The sequence below is a fragment of the Pimelobacter sp. 30-1 genome (assembly GCF_018831735.1).
Taxonomy (GTDB): Bacteria; Actinomycetota; Actinomycetes; order Propionibacteriales; family Nocardioidaceae; genus Nocardioides.
In genome coordinates this window covers 41803-65146 of record NZ_NHTS01000005.1, presented here as the reverse complement: position 1 = coordinate 65146, position 23344 = coordinate 41803, and the positions used below count along the sequence as shown (strand labels likewise).

The following is a 23344-nucleotide window of genomic DNA, read 5'->3' as shown; positions in this document are numbered from 1 at the left end:
GTGACGCGCGCCGCGACGCCTCGTTGGTCAGTGAACGCAAGGACGCTGGGGGGCGGATCACGATCGATGAGGAGTGCACATGAACTCGGGCCACGTTGATGTTCTCGTCGCCGGTGGCGGCGGTTTCATCGGAGGTCACCTGGTCGCCGACCTTCTCGCCCAGGGCAAGACGGTGCGCGCCATCGACGTGAAGCCGGTGGACGAGTGGTACCAGGTGCACGCCGACGCCCAGAACGGCGTCGCGGACCTGTCGCTCCTCGACAACGCCGAGCAGGCCACCAAGGGAGCGCGCGAGGTCTACATGCTCGCCGCCGACATGGGCGGCATGGGCTTCATCGAGAACAACAAGGCCCTGTGCATGCTGACCGTGCTCACCAGCACGCACATGCTCCAGGCCGCCCAGAAGTACGACGTCGAGCGCTACTTCTACTCCTCGTCCGCGTGCGTCTACGCCGCCGACAAGCAGACCGACCCGTCGGTGACGGCGCTCAAGGAGTCCGACGCCTACCCGGCCATGCCCGAGGACGGCTACGGCTGGGAGAAGCTCTTCACCGAGCGGATGGCCCGCCACTTCCGCGAGGACTTCGGCCTGGTCACCCGGATGGCCCGCTACCACAACGTCTACGGGCCCGAGGGCACCTGGACCGGCGGTCGCGAGAAGGCCCCGGCCGCGGTGTGCCGCAAGATCGCCGAGGCGGTCATCTCCGGCAGGCACGAGCTCGAGATCTGGGGCGACGGCGAGCAGACCCGCTCGTTCATGTACATCGACGACTGCGTCCGCGGCTCCCAGATGATCCTGGCCAGCGACCTCGAGGACCCGATCAACCTGGGCTCGGCCGAGCTGGTCTCGATCAACCAGCTCTACTCGATCGTCGAGGAGATCGCGGGCATCAAGTGCGAGCGGAAGTACGACCTCAGCGCGCCCCAGGGCGTGCGCGGCCGCAACTCCGACAACACGATGATCAACGAGGTCTTCGGATGGGAGCCGTCGATCAGCCTCGCCGACGGGCTGGCCAAGACCTACGCCTGGGTCTACGACCAGGTCAAGCGCGCACAGGGCTGACCGGGTACGTCCGGTGAGGATCCTCGTCCACGACCACAGCGGGCACCCCTTCCAGGCGGAGCTGAGCCGTGAGCTCTCCCGCCGGGGCCACGTCGTGACCCACTCCTTCGTCGAGGGCTACGTCTCGGGCAAGGGCCGGCTCGCCGCCGGCCCGGGCGAGGCGATCACCTTCGAGGGGATCGGCGGCGCCAAGCCGGTCGACAACCAGCGGCTGCTCCAGCGGCTCGGCCGTGAGCTGCGCCGGGGCGGCGAGCTGGTCCGCCACGTGCGCCAGGTGAACCCCGACATCGTGATGGTGTCCAACGTGCAGATCCCGACGCTGGTGATCTTCGCGTTCGCGATGGCCGTGCTGCGCCGCCCGTGGGTGCTGTGGCACCAGGACGTCTACGCCGTCGCGGTCAAGTCGTTCACCGGCAAGAAGCTGCCCAAGCGGTTCGCCGTAGTGGCGTGGGCCTTCGAGGTCGCCGAGCGCTGGTGCTCGCGCCGGGCCTCGGCGATCGTGGCCATCGCGCCGTCGTTCGTGCCGGTCCACGAGAAGTGGGGCACGGCCGACAAGGTCACCGTGATCCCCAACTGGGCCCCGCTCGACGAGATCGTCCCGACCGAGCGCAAGAACGACTGGTCGATCGAGCACGAGCTCGACGACGTGCCGACGATGGTCTACTCCGGCACGCTCGGCCTCAAGCACAACCCGGCCCTGCTGGTCCGCCTGGCCCGCGCCGTGCACGACGCCGGTACGCCGGTCCGGCTCGTCGTGGTCAACGAGGGGCCCGCGGTCGAGGTGCTGCGCGCCGAGGCCGACCGGCTCGGCGTACCGGTCACGCTGCTGCCCTTCCAGCCCTACGAGCGGCTGCCCGAGGTGCTCGGCAGCGGCGACGTGCTCGTCGTGCTGCTGGAGCAGGAGGCGGGTGCCTTCTCGGTGCCCTCCAAGACCCTGTCCTACCTCTGCGCCGGCCGCCCGGTGCTCGGCCTGATGCCGGGCGAGAACCTCGCCTCGGCCCTGGTCAACCGGGCCGGCGGCCTGGTCCTCCCTCCGGCCGACGCCTCGCTCGACGAGGCGGCGCGCTGGGTGAGCGGCGTCCTGGCCGACCGCGACCTGCGCGACGAGCTCGGGGAGGCCTCCCGCGACCTCGCCGAGCAGGAGTTCGCGCTCGCCGAGTGCGCCTCCCGTTTCGAGCGGCTGCTGGCCGCTCAGGTGGAGCGCCGGTGACGTGATCGGAAAAGCCTCACAAAGTTGTGGTGAGACTCGTATCTCATTCGTGACTCGCTCGTTGAGGTGTTCGCGGGACGGCCTCATCCCGCCACCGGGGACAAGTGGAGGTTGCGCGTGAAGAAGCGGGCGTTCGACGTCGTGGTCATCTGCCTGGCCGCTGTGGTGTGGGTACCTGTGGTGCTCATGGCCGCACTGGCCGTGCTGGTGCTCTCCGGCCGTCCGATCTACTACCGTTCGCGGCGCTGGGTCGGTCCCGGCACCGCGATCGAGATGGTCAAGCTGCGGGTCATGGTGCCCAATGCCAACAAGGTGGTCGCTCCGGTCGAGGCCGGTCGCTTCCTCAACACTCCGCCGGACTCGCCGCTCTACACCCCCATCGGGCGGGTGCTGGACCGGCTGGGTCTCAACGAGATCCCTCAGTTCGTCCACGTGCTGCGCGGCGAGATGAGCATCGTCGGCGCCCGTCCGCTCACGGACGTGGTGCGCGACGCGCTCACCGAGCAGCACGGCGACATCGACACCCGCTGGGAGACCCCGGCCGGCCTGACCGGTCTCCCCCAGCTCATCGGCCGCCACGACATCGACGACCACCAGCGCCTGGTGCTCGAGTCGGCCTACTCCATGCGCACCGCGCGCGACGCGAGCATCCGGCTGGACTTCAAGATCCTGCTCTTCACGGTGCTCATCACCTTCGGCCTCAAGCAGCCGATGACGTTCGAGGGCGCGCTCCAGCTCGCCCAGCCGCGCCCCCGCCGCCAGCGGGTGCACACCCCTGACCTCGCGCAGCCGCTCTACGGAGCCGCCGCGCCGGAGGCCGACGTCGCCTGATCGGCGGCTCGCTCCTCCCCCGCACCACGACAGAACCCCCGGGCCGATCGGCCCGGGGGTTCTTCGCGTCTGGTCGCGCTCGCGGTCGCGGTCAGCGCATCTTGATCGCGAGGTGGCCGAAGTAGTGCCAGGCCGAGGCGAGCACGTCGTACTCGCGCATGTAGGCCGAGCAGTAGTTGTCGAGCGCCTGGAACTCGTTGAGCACCGAGGAGAACTCGTCGAAGAGGACGATCGTGCCGGGCACCAGCAGCGCGTCGAGCCGGGTCAGCACGTAGAGCGCCGAGGAGTAGAGGTCGGAGTCGACGTGGACGACGAGCTGGCGCTGCGGGTCGTGGTCGAACTTCTCCAGGAAGAGGTCGAGCGTCTCCTGGAACCAACCGGGCACGAACGAGAGCCGCTCGTCCTGGATGTCGGGCAGCGCGCCGTCGACGTCGAAGTGCGCCTTGACCATCCGGCCGTCGAAGCGCTTCCAGTTCTCGGGCAGGCCCTCGAAGGAGTCGAAGCCGAAGAAGCGCGACTCGGGGTGGTGGTTCATCTCCACCCAGTGCCGCAGCGAGCTGCCCTGGAAGACCCCGAACTCCAGGTAGTCGATGGGCGCCTCACCGATGAGCGAGGCGTGCACGTGGTCGTACATCGCGGTGCGCTCGGCGAAGGCCGGCGTGCCGTCCGGGACGTGCTCGCGCCGCCAGGTCTCGATCTTCGGCAGGTTGACCAGCGTGTCGAGCCGCCGGCTGTCGACGCCGATCTTGGCGATCGCGACCTTCGACTTGATCCGGAAGCTGGCCATGGCGGTCTGGAGCGGACGTGCCACAGGGGGTCTCCTGTCGGTGGGGGGTGCTGCGGTGGGTGGTCAGTGGTCCCGCACGACGAGGACGTCGGCCTGCAGGAGGCGTCCGGTCGGGTCGGAGAATCCGGTCTCGAGGCTCTGCAGGCGGTAGCCGTGCTCACGCAGCACGGCGACGGACTGCTCGGCGAGCTGCTGGCCCTCGTAGAGCTCGACGAAGGACACCTCGAGCTGGACGGCGTCGAAGCGTCCCAGCAGGTCGCCGGCGCCCGCGATCACCTCGGCCTCGTAGCCCTGGGTGTCGATCTTGAGCAGCGTGCGCGCCGGGTCGACCGCGAACCGCTCGACGAGCTCGGTCACCGTGGTGACGTCGACGCGCTCCACGGCGACGTACGCCGAGTCGGGCGCGCCGTCGAGGTGCGCCTGGGTCATGTCGAGGATCGAGGAGGAGTACGAGTTGGCCGCGACGTGGATGTCGATCGTGCCCGGCTCGCGGCCGACGGCGGCGTTGACCGGGTGCCAGTGCGGGTCGCGCTGGGCGCGGCGCTCGAGCTCGGCGTAGGCACCCGAGAGGGGCTCGCAGCTGATGATCCGGCCGCCGTACCCGGAGCGGCGCAGGCCGAGGGCGTACTGCCCGACGTTGGCGCCGATGTCGAGGACGGTGTCGGCGCTGCGTGCGGCGAGCGTGCGCGCGACCTGGCGGGTGTAGACGCCCTTGCTCACGTCGAGGTCGAGCCGGTGCAGGCCGCCGCGGATGGCCAGCTTGGCCCGCTCGCGGACCCGGTTCTTGAGGCTCTGGTCGGGGCCGTTGCTCATCGCGAGGTCTCCGTGGCGGTGGTGGTGGCGGTCAGGGCGGGCACGCCGGGGGCCTCGGCGGCCTCGGCAGCCTCGGCCTCCGGGTCGGGCGGGTCGACGTCGAACGGGTCGTCGGGACGCAGCCGGCGCATGTTCATCGCGACGAGGATGGCCGGGGCCATCGCGACCCACAGGGTGCGGTCCTCGAGCGCGGGCACCGTGGGCGTGATCGCGATGAACGCCCACGCGACATAGGTCAGCCGGCGCCGCGGGTGGTTGCCGATGATCGGCCGGGCCATCACGAACAGCACCATCAGGTAGCCGACCAGACCGACCAGGCCGATGCTCGCGGCGACGCCGAGCACCACGTTGTGGACGTAGATCGTCTCGGCGAACCCGTTGCCGAGCACCGGGTGCGACAGGAACATCTCGATGCCGAAGTCCTGGGCGTTGAGGCGCGCGTTGTCGGCCACGATCGCGTCGCCCGAGCCGGCCAGCCGGCTCAGCGCCGAGGAGTCGCCCGAGCTGTCGATGAGCAGCGGCAGCGAGACGATGCCGATCGCCATCAGCAGCGCGAGCAGGAAGCCCTTGACCGCCGAGCGCTCGACGAACGGGATCATCACGACCAGACCGGCGACCACCGCCGCCGCGGCGCGGCTGCCGCTGGTGACCACGGAGAGGACCGAGAGGGCCGCGCAGCCGGCCACGAGCACGCGGTACCAGACCGCGTCGTGGCGCTTCCAGAGGTACATGGTCAGCGCGAAGGCCATCACGCCGGCCTCGCCGAAGGCGTTGGGGTGGTGGGTCAGGCCCACGTCGCGGTTGGCGATCTTGTCGCCCACCGGTGAGTACACGACGCTCAGCATGTGCCCGGCGACGTAGCTCCACACGAGCGTGTCGATGATCCGCCAGCCCGGCGCCCAGATCGCCAGCAGACCGACCAGGCCGACCAGGACGACGAGCCACTGGAAGAACTGCAGCGCGCTGATGATCGGCGACGGCGAGAAGACGGTCGAGAGGATGCCCGTGGTCAAGATGATGAGGACGCCGAGCGCATAGCCCATCGGCAGCCGCACCGGGCGGCCGATCAGCGTCGGCACCAGCAGCAGCACCGCGACGCCGAAGAGCAGGTCGGTCGGCGTGATCGGGGTGTCCGGGCTCGGCGCGATGCCCTTGTACATCGGCGCGGTCGCGAACGCGCCGATCATCGCCAGGAGCGCCATCCGCTCCCGGCCCAGGACGGCGAGCGCCATCACGGCCCCGGCCAGGCCCACCGCGATGGCCGCGAGCACCGGGCCGCGCGCCGCGGCGGCGGCCAGGACGGCGGCCAGCAGCACCACGAAGACGGTGACCGCACGGCGCTCGACGACGCCGGTGCTGCCGTCTCCCGTCACCGCCGTGGGCGGTCGCGGGGTGGTCTGGTGGGGCACGGGTCTCCTCTGCATTCCGCTGTCGTCGTATGCGTCAACGGCGGAAGGGAGTCTAGGGGACGGCCTTTCTCCTATCCGCCCGCGAACGGCGGCAGGAATTCGACCGTGTCGCCCGGCTGGAGGACGACGGCGGCCGGATCCTCGGACGACACCGGCCGCTCGCCGACGAGCACCGAGCAGACCTGGACCACCTCGGGGAAGCGGCCGCCGGCGTGGCGTCGTACCAGCTCGGTGCGCAGGTCGGCCAGCGTCACCGGTCCCGGCGCCGCGACCTCCTCCTCCGCCTGACCCGCTGCCGCCCGGGCGGCGGCCCAGTAGCGGACCCGGATGACCTGCGTCTCATTCACCTCGGCGACCCTTCCCCGTTGCACTGTTGTTTCGGTATCGTCCCTCACCAGAAAACTGGCCGGGACCCAGCGTTGCGTTTCGGTCTCTCGACTCGGCGCCCGCGATCGCGGTGATGCCGGTGAGGAGGCCAGCGTGAGCACTCTCCTTCTGCTGACCAGCGCACTGCAACCCTCGGCCGAGGTGCTGCCCGGTCTGGCCCTCCTGGGTCACCAGGTCAAGATCCTGCCCGCCGAGGGCAGCGCGCTGCTCGAGGCCCCCGACGCGGACCTGCTCCTCGTCGACGGCCGCCAGGACCTGGCCGGCGCCCGCGACCTGTGCCGGCTCATCCGCACCACCGGGACCGACGTCCCGGTCCTGCTCGTCGTGACCGAGGGCGGCCTGGCCGTCGTCAACCACGACTGGGGCATGGACGACGTCGTCCTGCACACCTGCGGCCCGGCCGAGCTCGAGGCCCGGATCAAGCTCGCCGTCGGCCGCCTCGCCGCGGCCCGCGACGCCGCCGACCCCGAGGCCCACGTGATCCGCTCGGGCGAGGTCGTCGTCGACGACGCGACCTACACGGCCAAGGTCGGCGGGCGCACCCTCGACCTGACGTTCAAGGAGTTCGAGCTCCTCAAGTTCCTCGCCCAGCACCCGGGCCGGGTGTTCAGCCGCCAGCAGCTGCTCCAGGAGGTCTGGGGCTACGACTACTTCGGCGGCACCCGCACGGTCGACGTCCACGTACGCCGGCTGCGCGCCAAGCTCGGGCCCGAGAACGAGACCCTCATCGGCACCGTGCGCAACGTCGGCTACCGGTTCGTGCTGCCCTCCAAGGAGGCGGCCGCCGAGGCCGACGCCGCGACCGTGGCGGAGCGGGACCAGCAGGACGCCTAGGGCGTGTCCTAGGACGTCCGGCCCTGCTCGTCGAAGTGGTCGGCGGTGTGCATCAGCCGGCGCACCTGCTCCCGCAGCTCCGGGCCGAGCTCGCCCCACCCCTCCTTGTAGCCGTAGACCGACGCCAGCGAGCGGGCGTCGTAGTCGCCGTTGAAGATGTCGACGTCCGCCGTCCTGATCAGCCCCGGGTGGGCGACGCCCACGGCCGCGGAGACCCGGGTGAGCTCCTTCCGGAGGGTGCGGAGGTAGACCGCGCAGCGCTCCGCCTTCGAGACCGGGTCGAGGCCACGCACCAGCCACGGGTTCTGGGTGGCGACGCCGGTCGGGCAGTGGTCGGTGTGGCACTTCTGGGCCTGGATGCAGCCGATCGAGAGCATCACCTCGCGCGCCACGTTGACCATGTCGGCGCCCAGCGCGAACGCGACGACCGCGTTGTCGGGGAAGCCCAGCTTGGCTGAGCCGATGAACGTGATGTCGTCGGTCAGCCCCAGCTCGGCGAACGTGCCGTAGACCCGGGAGAAGCCCATCCGGTAGGGCACCGAGACCGAGTCGGCGAAGATCAGCGGCGCCGCGCCCGTACCGCCCTCGCCGCCGTCGACGGTGATGAAGTCGACCCCGCGCTCGCGCGGCAGCATCAGCCGGGCCAGCTCCTCCCAGAAGTCCATCGCACCGACGGCCGACTTGATGCCGACCGGCAGCCCGGTCTCGGCGGCGATCATCTCGACGAAGTCGAGCATCGAGTCGACGTCGTGGAAGGCGGTGTGGCGCGAGGGCGACGCGCAGTCCCGGCCCTCGGGGATGCCGCGGATCTCGGCGATCTCGGCCGTCACCTTCGCCGCCGGCAGCAGCCCGCCCAGCCCCGGCTTGGCGCCCTGGCTGAGCTTGATCTCGATCGCCCGGACCGGCGCGGACGCGACCATCTCCTTGAGCCCCGGCAGCGAGAAGGCGCCGTGCTCGTCGCGGCACCCGAAGTACGCCGTACCGATCTGGAGGGTGAGGTCGGCACCGTTGCGGTGGTACGGCGAGATCGCCCCCTCGCCCGTGTTGTGCAGGCAGCCCGCGGCGGCCGCCCCCTTGTTGATCGCCGTGATCGCGTTGGGCGAGAGCGAGCCGAAGCTCATCGCCGACACGTTGACCACCGAGCCGGGCCGGAACGCCCGGGCCCGCCCGCGCGGCCCGCCGAGCACCTTGGCGCTCGGCAGCGTCCAGTCGTGGTCCTGGTCGCTGGGCAGCTGGTCGGCGAACGTGCGCTGCTTGATGTAGGCGTGCCCCTGGGTGTGCTCGACGTCGACGTCGGTGCCGAACCCGAAGTAGGAGTTCTGCTCCTTGCTGGAGGCATAGATCCAGGTCCGCTGGTCGCGGCTGAACGGCCGCTCCTCCTCGTTGCTGGTCACGATGTACTGACGCAGCTCGGGACCGACCTTCTCCAGCAGGTAGCGGGCATGGCCGATCACCGGGAAGTTGCGCTGGAGGGCGTGCTTCTTCTGGACGAGGTCGCGCGCGGCGACCGCTCCGAGGGCGAGGGCGGCCCCACCCACCGCGCGGCTCAGCTTCATGGGCCATTCCTACCGCGTCGCGACGTCGCGGGTAAGAGGGGGCAGGGGCCCGCGCGATAGCGTCGCGAGGTGACCCCGGACCTCCCCCTGCTGACCGGTACCCCCGCCCTCGACGCGATCGACCGCGTGCGGGAGGCCTGCCGCGACGCCGACGGGACCGACCCGCTCGACGAGGCCGCCACCCTGCGCCTCAAGCACCACGGGCTCGACGGCATCGGCGCCTGGGTCGCCGCCGACGGCTTCGCCCTGCGCCGCGACGACGAGATCGACCTCGCCGTCGCGCCCGCCGCGCGCGGACGCGGCGTGGCCGGCACGCTGGGCGGGCTCGCGGTCGCCGAGCCGGGCCCGCTGACCGCCTGGTCGCACGGCGACCACCCCGCCGCCGCGGCGCTCGCCGCCCGCTGGGGGTTCGCCCGCACCCGGGAGCTGTGGGTGATGCGCCGGCCGACCGCCGTACCGCTGGCGGGAAACGTGGTGCCCGACGGCATCCGGATCCGCGACTACGGCTCCGGCGACGCCACCGCCCTCCTCGCGGTCAACGCCGCCGCCTTCGCCCACCACCCCGAGCAGGGCTCCCTCGACGAGGCCGGCCTGGCCGAGCGGATGGCCGAGCCCTGGTTCGACCCCGCCGGCCTGCTCCTCGCCGTCGCCGACGACGGCGAGCTGCTCGGCTTCCACTGGACCAAGCAGCACGACGCGGACACCGGTGAGGTCTACGTCGTCGGCGTCTCCCCCACCGCCCAGGGCCGCGGCCTGGGCCGCGTGCTCACCCTCGCCGGCCTCCAGCACCTCGCCTCTCGAGGCGTCGCGGAGGTGCTCCTGTACGTCGAGTCCGACAACGAACCGGCGCGGCGACTGTACGAAGGCCTCGGCTTCGGCCACGCTGCAGCGGACACCCACGTCCAGTACCGCCGACCGGACGTTTCCCAAGTTTCGCCGTAACCCCCCTGCGGCTGAGTAGATTTACCTGACATGAGCTCTGTCACCGACAACGAGCCGGAGCCCGAGGACTCCCGGCTCGACGACGCGCGCCCCGCGCGCGGTCGGGGACGCCGTGGCCGGCTGTGGCGCCGCCACGAGGACGAGACTCCCGATGCCGGCGAGCTCGACGCGGACGAGGTGGCCGAGCTGCTGCGTCGCAGCAACACCTCGGTCGCGCCGGAGGACGACGCTCCGGGCGAGCCTGCTGCTCCTGCTGCTGCTTCTCCTGAGGCTCCTGCGCCCGAGGCGCGCGCCGGGGACTGGTCGGACGTCATCGACCGCTCGCTGGGTCGCCCGCTGACCGAGATCGCGCCCGAGGAGTTCGAGGTCACGCCTCCGGCGAGCGACGACCCGTCGCTGCGGGGGACGCTGACGGACCGGTTGGAGCGGATGCGGTCCGAGTCCGACGTGGCCAGCGGCGACGCGGCGCCGGCGGTTGCCGGTGAGCCGGTGGCCGCGAGTGAGGCCGAGGCCGAGGAGGGTGACTGGGCTGCGGTCATCTCCCGCTCGACCAGTCGTTCGCTCGGTGAGCGGCACGGGCTGAGTGCGCCGGAGCCCGCGCCTGAGCCGGAGCCTGAGCCCGTCGCTGAGGTCGAGGCCGACCTCGACCCCCTCACGTCCGAGACCTGGATCATCGAGCCCGAGCCCGAGGCCGTGGTCGAGTCGGAGCCCACTCCCGAGCCGGAGCCCGAGGCCGAGGCAGTCGAGGCCGAGGCGGTCGAGCCCGAGCCCGCCCCGGAGCCGCACGCCGACTTCGACCCGGCCACCGCGGACCTGCCGGACCACCGTCGTACCGCAGAGGAGGCCGGCCAGCGCGTCATCGCCGACGCCTTCGACGGCGGCTTCGCCGAGCCGACCCCGGTCCCCCAGCCCAAGGGCCTGGCCCGGCTGCGCCGGCGTCCCGGCGCGGGTTCCGCGCCGCGGCCCGAGGCGCGGCCGCTGCAGGAGTTCGTCGAGCCGCCGCTGCTCGAGGAACCGATCCCCAACATCGACCAGCCGGCCGACGTACCGCGTCGCCCGTCGGAGGTCCTCGCCCACGCGCGCGCCGAGATCGAGGCCGAGCTGGTCGAGTCCGCGCCGCCGGTCGCAACCGAGGACGGTACGAGCGCGGAGCCCGAGGTCGTCGTACCGGACAACGCGGAGGTGGTCGCCGCCCTCGCCGCGCGCCTGCGCCGCGACGCCGAGCTGGCCGCCGCCGAGCAGGCCGCCGAGCGCGCTGCCGCCGAGGAGGCCGCCCAGCGCGCCAGCGAGGCCCGCGCCGAGGCCGACCGCCTCGCGCAGGAGCAGGCCGAGACCGCGGCCACCGCGCACCGCGCCCGGGCCGAGGCCGAGGAGCTCGCCCGGACCGAGGCCGCCGCCCGCGAGGCCGCCGAGCGCGCCGCTCGCGAGCGCGCCGAGCTGGCCGACGCCGAGTCCGCCCGTCGCGAGGAGGCCGAGCGCCACGCCGTCGAGCAGGCCGAGCGCGCCAGCGAGGCCCACGCCGCCCGCGAGGCCGCCGAGGCCAACGCCCGCGAGCAGGCCGACCTCGCCGCCGTCGCCGCCGGAGCCCGCCAGCAGGCGGAGTCCGCCGCCGAGACGTACGCCGAGGCCGCCCGCGTCGCCCACGAGGAGCGCGCCGCCGCCGAGGACCGCGCCCGGGTCATGGCCGAGGCCGCCGCCGTCAGCGCCGCCGAGCACGCCGAGTTCGCCCGCCGGATGCTGGCCGAGCGCGAGGCCGCCGAACGTACCTCCGCCGAGATCGCCCAGGCCCGCGCCCTCGCCGAGGAGTCCGCCCGCCAGCAGGCCGCCCTCGCCCAGGACGCCCACCGCGCCGCCGAGGCCGCCGAGGAGCGCGCCCGGATGCTCGCCGAGCAGGCCGCCGCCAGCGCCGAGGAGCACGGCGCCCTCGCCCGCCAGGCCGTCGAGGAGCGCGCGGTCGCCGAGCTCGCCGCCACCGAGCACGCCCACCTGGCCCAAGAAGCCCAGCAGGCCCGCCAGCTCGCCGAGCAGGCCGCCCTCGAACAAGCCGAGCTCGCCCGCCTCGCCCTCGAGACCGCCGAGGCCGCCGAGCGCCGCGCCGAGGACGCCGCCGGCCGCGCCGAGGCCCAAGCCGCCGCCCGCGTCGCCGCCGACGAGTCCGCCACCCAGCAGGCCCGCCGCGCCGAAGAGGCCCACGAAGCCCGCCGCCTCGCCGAGGAAGCCGCCCGCGAACAGCTCGAGCTGGCTACCGAGGCCCAGGCCGCCGCCGCCTCCGCCCACAGCTCCGCCGCCGCCCTCGCCGAGGAGAAGAAGGCCGCCACCGAGGCCCTCGCCCTCGCCACCGAGTTCGCCACCGAAGCCGCCAACGCCCGCACCGAGGCCGAGCAGCGCGCCGCCGCCGCCCTCACCGAGCTCGAGCACTCCGCCGCCACCCACGCCGCCGCCGTCGAGACCCTCCAGTCCGACCTCGTCCGCGCCGAAGAGCGCGCCCTCCAGCACGCCCAAGCCCGCGCCGACGCCGAAGCCGCCGCCGCCGAACAAGCCCGCGCCCGCGCCGACGCCGAGGCCCGCGCCGCCGAGCTTGCGCAGGAGCGCGAGCGGGCGCTTGCCCAGACTGCTGCGCTGGCGAGCCAGATGGCGGAGATCCAGGCACGGTTGCGGCGCGAGGACGGGGACGGGGACGGGGCTGCGCCGGTCGTCGAGCCGGTTGCTGAGCCGGTTGAGTCGGTAGAGCCGGATCCGGAGCCGGTCGAGCTGGTGACCGTGGCTGAAGTGGAGCCGGTGGTCGAGCCTGAGCCTGACCCCGAGCCGGAGCCAGTGGCCGTCATCGAGCCTGTCCCCGAGCCGGAGCCAGTGGCCGTCATCGAGCCTGTCCCCGAGCCGGAGCCTGAGGCAGTCATCGCGTCCGAGCCCGATGCCGAGCCGGAGTTCGAAACAGCCGTTGCGCCCATGCCTGAGCCCGACCCCGAGCCGGTCGCCGAGGCCGCCGTCGAACCGGCCGCTGAGCCGGAGCCGGAACTGGCCGATCCGGTCATCGAGCCCGAGCCCGAGCCCGAGGCCGCGGTCGTGCCCCAGCCCGAGATCATCTTCGAGCCGGAGCCCGAGCCGGAACCCGAGGCCGAGCCCGAGGCCGAGCTGGTCGTCGAGGCGGAGCCGGTGTTTGCGGAGGCGGCCGAGGAATCCGCGTCGTTCACGTCCGTTGCGGCGCAGATGGAGCAGATCCGGGCGCGGCTCCGCGCGGAGCAGGGCGGTCCCGTCGAGCCCGCTCCCGAGGCCGTGGCCGAGCCGGAGGTCGAGGACGCGCTGGAGCCGGAGGCGGAGGTCAGGGACGAGGAGCGTCCGCCGTCGCTGCTCGAGCAGTGGCATGCGACGGCGGAGTCGGTGCCGGCGGCCGAGGTCGGGGCGCCGGATGAGACCGACGAGCTCATCCCCCCCGAGTACGACGACACGTCGGTCGAGGAGCCCGAAGAGGCGCCCACGCCGTGGCGGATGAGGACCGCGGCCGAGCTCGTCGACGAGGCCGACGAAGCGGCCGAGACCGAAGAGGCGGCCGAGACCGAAGACGCCCAGCCGGAGCCGATCGACCCCGACCCGGTCACCGAGGAGCCCGAGCCGGAGCCCGCCCCCGAGCCCGAGCCCGAGCCCGAGCCGATCGTCGACCTGCAGCCCGAGCCCACCCCCGAGCCGACCCCCGGGCCCGCGGTCGAGCCCGAGCCCACCCACCCCCACACCAAGCACATCCCCTTCCACGCCAAGCGCGGCAGCGGCAGCCTCGCCCCCGTCGCGATCCTGGTCGCGCTGGCCTGTGCCGCGGTCGTCGGCCGGATGGCGATCAAGGGCAGCCTGTGGGACGACATCGGGTTCAGTGCGACGCTGACGGTGGTGGCGGCGGTGCTGCTGGGCTACGCGCTCAAGGTGAGCAGCTCCTCGCGCAGCGTCCACATCGACGAGGTGGGCGTGCTCAAGGTGACGGTGGGCGACACCAACAGCCAGTTCGACCTGACGAGCCCGAACACCAAGATCGAGCAGACCGGTACGCCGGGGCAGCGCAACTGGCGGGTGCTGATCCTGCGGCGGAGCATGTCCCCGGTGGTCATCGACGCGCGGATGGTCGAGCCGCACACGTTCATGGAGGCGCTGCGGCAGTGGCGAACGGACCTGTAGAACCCGACGAGGCGACGGCGCTCCGGAGTGAGCGCGACGACCTGCTGCGGCGCTGTGAGGCGGCGGAGGGTCAGGTCGTGGCGTTGACGGGTGAGCTGGCGGCGGCGCAGGAGCGGGTGGCTGCGCTGGAGGCCGATGACGGCTCGTTGTCCCTGTTCGGTGGGGATCCGGCGCCGGGCAGCGACCGGTTGACGGGCGACGGCAGTGATCCGCGGATCCTGTCGATGGTGCTGGGAGCCACGGCGGTGGTGGCCGGGATGGTGGCGCTGCTGGCGCTGCTCAACGGCAAGATCGCGACGCCGTTCGGGGTGGTCATGATCGCGCTGACGATCGGGTTGGCGTGGGGGGCGGCGCGCACGCGGGTGGTGCCGGTCGAGGTGAGTGTCGTCCGCGGCATCGTGTACGTCGAGCAGGGCGAGACGACCTACCGCTTCGACCTCCGCAAGCCCGGGACCCAGGTCGAGATCGACGGCCGGCCCGGCGAGAGCGGGTGGGCGGTGCGGTTCCCACGGCGCAACCTCGACCCGTTCGTGGTCGACGGGTCGATGGTGGACGCGGCGGACTTCACCCGTCAGCTGCGCGAGTACCGCCCCGAGCTGTAGCCAGCTCCCGCAGTCGTCCGGCGATCTCGAGCACGGCCGCGCGGCTGGTGCGGCCGACGCCGACGATGTTGAGGAAGCCGTGGATCTGGTCCACGAAGCGGCGCAGCTCGACCTCGGCGCCGGCGTCGACCATGTGCCGGGCGTAGGCCTCGCCCTCGTCGCGCAGCGGGTCGAACCCCGCCGTCACCACGTACGACGGCGCGAGCCCCGCGGGCAACGTGACGTCGAGCAGGTTGACCCGCTCGTCGGCGCGCGCCTCGGGGGTCGTGAGGTAGGTCGCGGTGAACATCTCCATCGACTCGGCGGTCAGGTAGAGGCCCTCGCCGAACAGGCGCAGGCTCTCGGTCTCCCGGTCGATGTCGGTGCAGGGGTAGACGAGGAGCTGGAAGGCCAGCGGGACGCCGTCGCGGGCGGCGGCGATGGCGGTCCAGGCGGCGATGTTGCCGCCGGCGGAGTCGCCGCCGACGCCGATCCGGGCGGGGTCGACGCCGAGCTCGTCGGCGTGCTCGTGCACCCAGCGCAGGGCGGCCTCGGCGTCGTCGAAGGCGGCCGGGAAGGCGGCCTCGGGGCCGACGCCGTAGTCCACCGCCAGCACCGGGACGCCGGACTCCTCGGCGAGCACCCGGCAGGGCGCGTCGTGCGAGTCGAGGTCGCCGTAGAGGAAGCCGCCGCCGTGGAAGAACAGCAGCAGCGGGGTGCCCTGGTCGGCGGGACGGGCGCCGTGGGGCAGGTAGAGACGGGCAGCGCGGTCGGCGACGACGAGGTCGCGGACGGCGCCGATGGGCTGGCGGCCCCCGGCGAGGGCCGCGTTGGCGTTCATCGAGGCCCGCCCGTCGGCCACGGAGGTGTGGCCGAGCTCGCCGCGGCGGGCGAGCTTCTGCATCCCGAGCAGGAGCTGCAGGTCGGGGGCCAGGGTCTGCCCGTCGAGGACGAGCGGGCGGCCGGAGAGCGCGCGCTGCGCCTTCGCCGGCAGGCTCAGCAGGGTCTTGAGGGCGCCGCCCTCGAGGGTCGCTCGCAGGTTCACGAGCACAACTTACCCGTGAGTCACCTCCAGGAGGAGGGGTCCGCGCCCCGGCGTCCCCCGCGACGTCACCTCGCGTTCACCCGCAACTGCCACACTCGATCACATGTCCCTGGAGCAGCAGCCGGAGATCGACGTCCCGCCGTCCGTCGGCGGCCCCCTCGACCTCGCCACCGACCCTGCGGCCGTGGACCTCGACGGCATCCCGAACGCCGACCTGGTCGCCGCGATCGAGGCTGTCGACAACCGCTTCATCGACCGCGAGCTGTCCTGGCTGCGCTTCAACGAGCGGGTGCTCGAGCTGGCCGAGGACGAGACGCTGCCGCTGCTGGAGCGGGCCCGCTTCCTGGCGATCTTCACCAGCAACCTCGACGAGTTCTTCATGGTCCGGGTGGCCGGCCTCAAGCGCCGGATCGCGACCGGCCTCGCCGTCCGGGCCGCCAGCGGCATGATGCCGCTCGAGGTGCTCGAGGCGATCTGGCAGCGCACCGCCGAGCTGAGCCACCGCCACGCGCGCGCCTTCCACGACCAGGTGATCCCCGAGCTCAACGAGCAGGGCATCGAGCTGGTCCGCTGGTCCGACCTCGACCGCGACGAGCAGAAGTTCTGCAAGCGCCTGTTCAAGGACCGCATCTTCCCGGTACTGACCCCGCTCGCGGTCGACCCGGCGCACCCGTTCCCCTACATCTCGGGGCTCTCGCTCAACCTCGCGGTCGTCATCCGCAACCCGAAGACCGAGAAGGAGCTGTTCGCCCGGGTCAAGGTGCCCTCGAACTTCGACCGTTTCGTCGGGCTCGGCAACGCCCGCTTCGTCCCGCTCGAGGACGTCATCGGCGCTCACCTGGGCCGGCTCTTCCCCGGCATGGAGGTGCTCGAGGCGCACACCTTCCGGGTCACCCGCAACGAGGACCTCGAGGTCGAGGAGGACGACGCCGAGAACCTCCTCGCCGCGCTCGAGAAGGAGCTCCTGCGCCGCAAGTTCGGCCCGCCGGTGCGCCTGGAGGTCGAGGAGTCGATCGCCCCCTCGGTGCTCGAGCTGCTCGTCTCCGAGCTCGACATCAGCCCCCAGGAGGTCTTCCGGGTCCGCGGTCCGCTCGACCTGCGCGGGCTGCACTCGATCGCCGACCTGCCGCGCGACGACCTCAAGTACCCCTCGTTCGTGCCGGCCACCCACGCCCGCCTGGCCGAGGTCGAGTCGGCGGCGCCGGTCGACGTCTTCAAGGCGCTGCGCCGGCGCGACGTCCTGGTGCACCACCCCTACGACTCGTTCGCCACCTCGGTGCAGCGCTTCATCGAGCAGGCCGCGGCCGACCCGCACGTGCTCGCGATCAAGCAGACGCTCTACCGCACCTCCGGCGACTCCCCCATCATCGATGCCCTCATCGACGCCGCCGAGGCCGGCAAGCAGGTGCTGGTGCTGGTCGAGATCAAGGCCCGCTTCGACGAGCAGGCCAACATCCGCTGGGCACGCAAGCTGGAGCAGGCCGGCTGCCACGTCGTCTACGGCCTGGTCGGCCTCAAGACCCACTGCAAGCTGGCGATGGTGGTGCGCGACGAGCCCGAGGGCATCCGCCGCTACACCCACATCGGCACCGGCAACTACAACCCCAAGACCTCGCGGATGTACGAGGACCTGGGCCTGCTCACCACCGACGAGACCATCGGCGAGGACGTCGCCCACCTCTTCAACAACCTGTCCGGCTGGTCGCGCAAGGCGACGTACGAGCAGCTGCTCGTCGCCCCCGACTCGGTGCGCGCGGGCCTGGTCGAGCAGATCCACGCCGAGATCGCCCACCACCGGGCGGGCCGCCCGGCCGGGATCCGGTTCAAGGCCAACTCCGTGGTCGACGAGGAGACCATCGACGCGCTCTACCTCGCCTCGTGCGAGGGCGTCCCGGTCGAGCTCCTGGTCCGCGGCATCTGCGCGCTGCGCCCCGGCGTCCCGGGTCTCAGCGACCACGTCAAGGTCCGCTCGGTGCTCGGCCGGTTCCTCGAGCACAGCCGCATCTTCGCCTTCGAGGGCGGCGGCGAGCCGGTCGCCTGGATCGGCTCGGCCGACCTCATGCACCGCAACCTCGACCGGCGCGTCGAGGTGCTCGTCCGGCTCCCCGACGCCTCCCGCGACGAGGTACGACGGCTGCTCGATCTCGCCTTCGCCCCGACCACCCAGGCGTGGGAGCTGGGCTCCGACGGTGAGTGGAAGCGCAACGACGGGGTCGACCACCTGCAGGAGAAGCTCATCGAGCAGCAACGCCGCCGCAGGGCCGACACGCCGCGCTGACCTGCGACAACGCGTCACGTGCGCGGAGCCACACTCCGAACGGTGCCCCGCGGGTTGCGTTCACCAGAAGGTGACCCCCTAGCATGAGCGCGTTCGTCTCCGCCTCAACGGGAGTCCATGTGGGTCTGCGTCTGCGTCCGGTCGATACTTCCTTCTACGACCTCTTCACCCAGTCCGCCCAGCACCTCGTGGGCGGCGCCGAGCTCCTTGCGGAGATGCTGTCCGACTCCTCGGACAAGGACTCCGTCGCCGAGCGGATGCGTGCCGCCGAGCACGCCGCCGACGAGACGACGCACGAGATCGTGAAGAAGGTCAACAGCACCTTCGTCACGCCCTTCGACCGCGAGGACATCTATGCCCTCGGGTCCGGCCTCGACGACATCATGGACATGATGGACGAGGCGGTCGACCTGATCCTGCTCTACGAGGTCAAGGAGCTGCCGGCCGAGCTCTCCGAGCAGGTCGACGTCATCCAGCGCTGCGCCGAGCTGACCGCGGCCGCGATGCCGCGCCTGCAGTCGATGCAGTCCCTCGACGACTACTGGATCGAGATCAACCGGCTCGAGAACGCCGGCGACCGCAACCACCGTCGTACGCTCGCCAAGCTGTTCTCCGGCGAGTACCCGACGATCGAGATCCTCAAGCTCAAGGACATCGTCGAGTCCCTCGAGGGCGCCATCGACGCGTTCGAGAAGGTCGCGAACACCATCGAGCAGATCGCCGTCAAGGAAAGCTGAGTCTGTGACTCTCACGCTGGCGATCGTGATCGCCGTGGTCGTCATCGCCCTGGCGTTCGACTACACCAACGGATTTCACGACGCCGCCAACGCGATCGCGACCTCCGTCTCCACCCGGGCGCTCACCCCGCGCATCGCGCTGACGCTCGCCGCGCTGATGAACTTCATCGGCGCGCTCCTCGGCCAAGAGGTCGCCAAGACCGTCGCCGACGTGATCACCATCGAGGATGCCAACGGCACCTTGCAAGTGGGCGTGCACCACGGCCTGGTCATCGTGATGGCGGGCCTGCTCGGCGCGATCATCTGGAACATGATCACCTGGTACTTCGGCCTGCCGTCGTCGTCGAGCCACGCGCTCATCGGCGGCCTGGTCGGCGCCGCGATCGCCGGCGGGGTCAGCGTCAAGTGGGACACCATCGTGCAGAAGGTGCTCATCCCGATGGTGATCTCGCCGCTCTTCGGCTTCCTCGCCGCGTTCGCGGTGATGACCGCGATCCTGTGGATCTTCCGCAAGAGCAATCCGCACAAGGTCAACCGCGGCTTCCGCGGCATGCAGACCGTCTCGGCCGCCGCGCTCGCGCTCGGCCACGGCCTGCAGGACGCGCAGAAGACGATGGGCGTCATCCTGCTGACGCTGGTGATCGCCTACCCGGGCTCCTACGACATCGAGACGCTGCCGATCTGGGTCGTGCTCGCCGCGGCCGGCGCCATCTCGGCCGGCACCTACGCCGGCGGCTGGCGGATCATGCGCACCCTCGGTCGCAAGATCATCCACCTCGACCCGCCGCGCGGCTTCGCCGCCGAGTCGGTCGGCGCCGGTGTGCTCTACACGACCGCCTTCGTCTTCCACGCCCCGATCTCGACCACGCACACCATCACCTCCGCGGTGATGGGCGCCGGCGCGACCAAGCGTCTCTCGGCGGTGCGCTGGGGCATGGCCCGCACGATCCTCGCCGCCTGGGTCTCGACGTTCCCGGCCGCCGCGCTCGCGGCCTGGGGCTCCTACGAGATCCTCCGCTTGATCCTGCTCTGACCTGACCGACCCGGCCGAGCCCGCTCGGTCAGCCCACGGTCAGGCTGTAGCCGCGCCCGCGGATCCGGCGTACGTCGGCGACGTCGCCCAGCCGGGTCCGCAGCCGGGTGACGTGCATCGCGATGGTGTTGCCGCCCGGACGCTTCCCGTCGGCGCCCCACAGCGCCTCGCGCAGCTCGTCGTCGGTCACCACCCCCGGCGAGGAGAGCATGAGCGCGCGCAGCAGCTCGAACTCCTTGAGCGGCAGGTCGGCGATCCGGGCGCCGTTGACCCGCACCGCGTACGCCGTCGCGTCGAGCTCGATCGGTCCCACCTCGAGCGTCGCGTGCTCGGCGACCGAGCGCGGCGCGTGGGTGAGCAGGTCCCAGAGGTGCTGGGCGGCGTAGGGCCGCACCGTCACCGCCGAGGCACCCGCCAGCATCAGCGGCCCGACCGCCTCCGCGGTGGGGTCGTCGACCCCGCCCGTCCCCGCGATCACGTACGGCGAGCCGTGCTGGCGGATCAGCCCGACGAACTCGTCCGGCGGGATCCCCGGCGCACCGGCGGCCACCACCACGGCGTGGGGGTCGGTGCGCCCGAAGGCCACCAGGCCGTCGAGGGTCGTCCCCACCCAGGTCACGTGCACGCCGCGGCCCGCCATCGCCTCCGCGAGCGCTCCCCCGTCATCGGTGGGGTCGACCACGAGGAGCTGGGCTCCCGCGGTCTCCACCCAGCGGTGCAGGTAGGCGCGCACGGACTGACGACGGGCGTCCCGACGCCCGTCCAGCATGCCCATGTCGTCGTCTGGTCCGAGAGCCTGCCGGCTCAGCCGAACCGGCCGGAGATGTAGGCCTCGGTGGCCGGGTCGTCGGGGTTGGCGAACATCTTCTTGGTCGGGTTGAACTCGACCAGGTGGCCGGGCTCGCCGGTCGCCTTGAGGTTGAAGAAGCCGGTGTCGTCGGAGACGCGCGCCGCCTGCTGCATGTTGTGGGTGACGATGACGATCGTGTAGTCGTTCTTGAGCTCGTGGATCAGGTCCTCGATCGCCGAGGTCGAGATCGGGTCGAGCGCCGAGCACGGCTCGTCCATGAGCAGGATCTGCGGCTCGACCGCGATCGCGCGGGCGATGCAGAGCCGCTGCTGCTGGCCACCGGACAGACCCATGCCGGGCTTGTTGAGGCGGTCCTTGACCTCGTTCCAGAGGTTGGCGCCGCGCAGCGACTTCTCGACGACCACGTCGGCCTGGGCCTTCTTGATCTTGCCGGCGTTGAGCTTGAGGCCCGCGAGCACGTTGTCGTAGATCGACATCGTGGGGAACGGGTTGGGCCGCTGGAAGACCATGCCGACCTGGCGGCGTACGGCGACCGGGTCGACGCCGGCCTCGTAGAGGTCCTGCCCGTCGACCACGATCTTGCCCTCGACGCGGGCCCCCGGGATCACCTCGTGCATCCGGTTGAGCGAGCGCAGGAAGGTCGACTTGCCGCAGCCCGACGGACCGATGAAGGCGGTCACCGCGCCGGCCCGGACCGTCATGTTGACGCCCTGCACGGCGAGGAAGTCGCCGTAGTAGATGTTGACGTCGGAGACGTCGATGCTCTTGGCCATGGTGTTGCCTCTCAGCCCTTCTTGGGCGCGAAGATCTTGCCGACGATGCGTGCTGCGAGGTTGAGCACCATCACGATGACGATGAGGATGAAGGCGGCGCCCCAGGCGATCGCCTCCGCGGGAGCGTCGCCCCGCAGGTTCTGGCCGTAGATGAGGACCGGCAGGGTCGTCATCGCGCCGTCGAAGAGGTTCATGTTGGTGCGGTCGGTCGCCCCGGCGATGAGCAGCAGCGGCGCGGTCTCACCGATGACCCGCGAGATCGCGAGCGTGATGCCGGTCAGGATGCCGCCGAGCGCGGTGGGGAGCACGATCCGCACGATCGTCTTCCACTTCGGCGTCCCCAGCGCGTACGCCGCCTCGCGGAGCTCGTCGGGCACCAGCATCAGCATCTCCTCGGTGGCACGCACCACGATGGGGATCATCAGCAGTGAGAGGGCGACCGAGCCGCCGAACCCGGAGACGTACGCCGGCCCGAAGATCAGCGTGAAGAGGGCGAACGCGAACAGGCCCGCGACGATCGACGGGATGCCGGTCATGACGTCGACCAGGAAGGTGATCGCCTTCGCCAGCTTGTTGCCCTTGCCGTACTCGACCAGGTAGACCGCGGCCATGACCCCGACCGGGACCGAGATGATCGTCGCGCCCAGCGTGATCAGCAGGGTGCCGATGATCGCGTGGTAGATGCCGACCGGCTGGTCGATCTGGGTCTTGAAGAACGAGTAGCTCAGGAACGTGCCGTCGATCCGGCCGGCGCCCTTGCTGACGACCCGCCAGATGAGCGAGACGAGCGGGACCACGGCGACGCCGAAGGCCGACCAGATCAGCGCGGTCATCAGCCGGTCGGTCGCGCTGCGCCGGCCCTCGATCGCCAGCGACCACAGCGGCAGCGCGAGGATGTAGACGACCGCGGCGAGGACGACGGCTCCGACGACACCCATGCCGAGCACGAGCATCAGCGCGCCGAAGGCGACCGCGACGACGCCCATGATGGCCGGCGCCTGCCGCGGCAGGCGCGGCTGGACGAGCGGGACGTGGACCCGCGTCGAGACCTCTTCGAGCGTGCTCATCGAGCCATCCGCCTCTCGCTGCGGCCCACGATCCAGCGGGCGAGGAAGTTGACCAGGAAGGTCAGCAGGAAGAGCACCAGACCGGTCGCGACCAGGACGTTGAGCAGGTCGGCGCTGCGCTCCTTGTACTTGAGCGCGATGTTGGCCGCGATCGAGGTCGGGCTCGAGGTGGCGAGCACGTTCCAGGACAGGTCGAAGCCGACCGAGAGCACCATGGTGACCGCCATCGTCTCGCCGAGGGCGCGGCCCAGGCCGAGCATCACGGCCGAGACCATGCCGGAGCGGGCGTAGGGAAAGACCGTCATCCGGACCATCTCCCAGCGCGTGGCACCGAGGGCCAGGGCGGCCTCCTCGTGCAGCCGCGGCGTGCGGGAGAAGACCTCGCGGGTGATCGCGGTGATGATCGGCAGGATCATGATCGCGAGCACGATGCCGGCGGTCAGGAGCGTGCGACCGGCCGGGCTCGGCTCGCCGAAGAGGTGACCGATGACCGGGATCGGGCCGAGGTGATCGTGCAGCCACTCGTGCATCGGGACGAGCTTCTTGGCCAGGTAGAACGCGCCCCACAGGCCGTAGACGACCGACGGGACGGCGGCCAGCAGGTCGATCACGTAGGCCACCGGCGCCGCGATCCACTTCGGCGCGTAGTGGCTGATCACCAGCGCGATGCCGAAGGCGAGCGGCACCGCGATGATCAGCGCGATGACCGAGGCGGTGAAGGTGCCGACGAGCAGCGGGACGACGTAGCCGATGAAGCTCTCGGCGTGCGGGCCGTAGACGGCGGCCGGCTTGGTGAAGCCGGTGATGCCCTTGATCGCCAGGAAGATGAAGACCCCCGCGAGGGCGGCCAGGATGCTCAGACCGGCCAGGAGGGCCGCGCCGCTGAAGATGCGGTCGCCGACCCCGCCGCGGACGCTGGCCCAGGAGGCCGCGGGGGCGTCCTCGGCCTCGGCGGTGGGTGCTGTCACGTCGTTCGCCTTCGTGCTCGGGGGTGGTCGTGCGGGGGGCTGGCGGAAGGGGTGAGGA

At 71.7% G+C, this 23344-nt stretch carries 20 protein-coding genes; 10 read left to right on the top strand and 10 right to left on the bottom strand.

What is annotated here, in order from left to right:
* Positions 1 to 79: 79 nt before the first annotated feature.
* The 3 genes from CCO04_RS11660 to CCO04_RS11650 all read left to right on the top strand — a co-directional run bounded on the left by CCO04_RS11660 (position 80) and on the right by CCO04_RS11650 (position 3104).
* The gene (locus CCO04_RS11660) at positions 80 to 1063 is read left to right on the top strand and encodes an NAD-dependent epimerase/dehydratase family protein (RefSeq protein WP_215814315.1); all 984 of its coding nucleotides are present in this window, start codon (positions 80 to 82) and stop codon (positions 1061 to 1063) included.
* Positions 1064 to 1076: 13 nt separating this feature from the next.
* The gene (locus tag CCO04_RS11655; RefSeq protein WP_215814314.1) at positions 1077 to 2273 is read left to right on the top strand and encodes a glycosyltransferase family 4 protein; all 1197 of its coding nucleotides are present in this window, start codon (positions 1077 to 1079) and stop codon (positions 2271 to 2273) included.
* 117 nt (positions 2274 to 2390) lie between these two features.
* Positions 2391 to 3104, top strand: coding sequence for a sugar transferase (locus CCO04_RS11650; RefSeq protein WP_215814313.1), 714 nt, complete (start codon positions 2391 to 2393; stop codon positions 3102 to 3104).
* A gap of 91 nt (positions 3105 to 3195) precedes the next feature.
* On the opposite strand, the gene CCO04_RS11645 is transcribed toward CCO04_RS11650, so the two are convergent.
* The 4 genes from CCO04_RS11645 to CCO04_RS11630 all read right to left on the bottom strand — a co-directional run bounded on the left by CCO04_RS11645 (position 3196) and on the right by CCO04_RS11630 (position 6460).
* A complete protein-coding gene (locus tag CCO04_RS11645) occupies positions 3196 to 3915 on the bottom strand; it encodes a TylF/MycF family methyltransferase (protein ID WP_215814312.1) in 720 nt (239 codons plus the stop codon).
* Between the two features lie 39 nt (positions 3916 to 3954).
* On the bottom strand, positions 3955 to 4704 hold the full coding sequence (locus CCO04_RS11640; RefSeq protein ID WP_215814311.1) for an FkbM family methyltransferase: 750 nt from the start codon (positions 4702 to 4704) through the stop codon (positions 3955 to 3957).
* The gene (locus tag CCO04_RS11635; protein ID WP_215814310.1) at positions 4701 to 6113 is read right to left on the bottom strand and encodes an O-antigen ligase; all 1413 of its coding nucleotides are present in this window, start codon (positions 6111 to 6113) and stop codon (positions 4701 to 4703) included. Before CCO04_RS11635 ends, CCO04_RS11640 begins: the two co-directional genes overlap by 4 nt.
* Positions 6114 to 6184: 71 nt before the next feature.
* A complete protein-coding gene (locus CCO04_RS11630) occupies positions 6185 to 6460 on the bottom strand; it encodes a MoaD/ThiS family protein (protein WP_215814309.1) in 276 nt (91 codons plus the stop codon).
* Positions 6461 to 6593: 133 nt separating this feature from the next.
* On the opposite strand from CCO04_RS11630, the gene CCO04_RS11625 reads away from it, so the two are divergent.
* The gene (locus CCO04_RS11625; RefSeq protein WP_215814308.1) at positions 6594 to 7334 is read left to right on the top strand and encodes a response regulator transcription factor; all 741 of its coding nucleotides are present in this window, start codon (positions 6594 to 6596) and stop codon (positions 7332 to 7334) included.
* Between the two features lie 8 nt (positions 7335 to 7342).
* On the opposite strand, the gene CCO04_RS11620 is transcribed toward CCO04_RS11625, so the two are convergent.
* Positions 7343 to 8890, bottom strand: a complete 1548-nt coding sequence (locus CCO04_RS11620) for an FMN-binding glutamate synthase family protein (RefSeq protein WP_215814307.1) — start codon at positions 8888 to 8890, stop codon at positions 7343 to 7345.
* Between the two features lie 69 nt (positions 8891 to 8959).
* Between CCO04_RS11620 and mshD the strand changes: the two genes are divergently transcribed.
* The 3 genes from mshD (at position 8960) to CCO04_RS11605 (ending at position 14595) form a co-directional block, all read left to right on the top strand.
* Positions 8960 to 9832, top strand: coding sequence for a mycothiol synthase (mshD, locus tag CCO04_RS11615; protein ID WP_308281184.1), 873 nt, complete (start codon positions 8960 to 8962; stop codon positions 9830 to 9832).
* 30 nt (positions 9833 to 9862) lie between these two features.
* Entirely contained in the window at positions 9863 to 13993 is a 4131-nt protein-coding gene (locus CCO04_RS11610) for a hypothetical protein (protein ID WP_215814306.1), read from the top strand.
* A gap of 77 nt (positions 13994 to 14070) precedes the next feature.
* Positions 14071 to 14595, top strand: a complete 525-nt coding sequence (locus CCO04_RS11605) for a hypothetical protein (RefSeq protein WP_215814305.1) — start codon at positions 14071 to 14073, stop codon at positions 14593 to 14595.
* Here CCO04_RS11605 and CCO04_RS11600 read toward each other — a convergent pair.
* Entirely contained in the window at positions 14558 to 15619 is a 1062-nt protein-coding gene (locus CCO04_RS11600; RefSeq protein ID WP_257752390.1) for an alpha/beta hydrolase, read from the bottom strand. The genes CCO04_RS11605 and CCO04_RS11600 overlap by 38 nt on opposite strands.
* A gap of 103 nt (positions 15620 to 15722) precedes the next feature.
* On the opposite strand from CCO04_RS11600, the gene CCO04_RS11595 reads away from it, so the two are divergent.
* The 3 genes from CCO04_RS11595 (at position 15723) to CCO04_RS11585 (ending at position 19667) form a co-directional block, all read left to right on the top strand.
* Positions 15723 to 17897 carry an RNA degradosome polyphosphate kinase gene (locus tag CCO04_RS11595; protein ID WP_215814303.1) on the top strand — a complete coding sequence of 725 codons (2175 nt, stop codon included), beginning with the start codon at positions 15723 to 15725 and terminating at the stop codon, positions 17895 to 17897.
* A gap of 119 nt (positions 17898 to 18016) precedes the next feature.
* Positions 18017 to 18634, top strand: a complete 618-nt coding sequence (locus CCO04_RS11590; protein ID WP_215814302.1) for a DUF47 domain-containing protein — start codon at positions 18017 to 18019, stop codon at positions 18632 to 18634.
* A 4-nt stretch (positions 18635 to 18638) separates the two neighbouring features.
* Positions 18639 to 19667, top strand: coding sequence for an inorganic phosphate transporter (locus CCO04_RS11585; protein ID WP_215814301.1), 1029 nt, complete (start codon positions 18639 to 18641; stop codon positions 19665 to 19667).
* A 28-nt stretch (positions 19668 to 19695) separates the two neighbouring features.
* On the opposite strand, the gene CCO04_RS11580 is transcribed toward CCO04_RS11585, so the two are convergent.
* Genes CCO04_RS11580 through pstC form a run of 4 tightly spaced genes read right to left on the bottom strand, consistent with a single transcriptional unit; the run spans position 19696 to position 23286 of the window.
* Positions 19696 to 20436 carry a winged helix-turn-helix domain-containing protein gene (locus tag CCO04_RS11580; RefSeq protein WP_215814300.1) on the bottom strand — a complete coding sequence of 247 codons (741 nt, stop codon included), beginning with the start codon at positions 20434 to 20436 and terminating at the stop codon, positions 19696 to 19698.
* Positions 20437 to 20471: 35 nt separating this feature from the next.
* Entirely contained in the window at positions 20472 to 21251 is a 780-nt protein-coding gene (gene pstB, locus CCO04_RS11575) for a phosphate ABC transporter ATP-binding protein PstB (protein WP_215814299.1), read from the bottom strand.
* A gap of 11 nt (positions 21252 to 21262) precedes the next feature.
* Positions 21263 to 22318, bottom strand: coding sequence for a phosphate ABC transporter permease PstA (gene pstA / locus CCO04_RS11570; RefSeq protein ID WP_215814298.1), 1056 nt, complete (start codon positions 22316 to 22318; stop codon positions 21263 to 21265).
* Complete coding sequence (pstC, locus tag CCO04_RS11565; RefSeq protein ID WP_215814297.1) at positions 22315 to 23286, bottom strand: phosphate ABC transporter permease subunit PstC; 972 nt, start codon at positions 23284 to 23286, stop codon at positions 22315 to 22317. The genes pstA and pstC overlap by 4 nt, the downstream gene beginning before the upstream one ends.
* Positions 23287 to 23344: the final 58 nt, after the last annotated feature.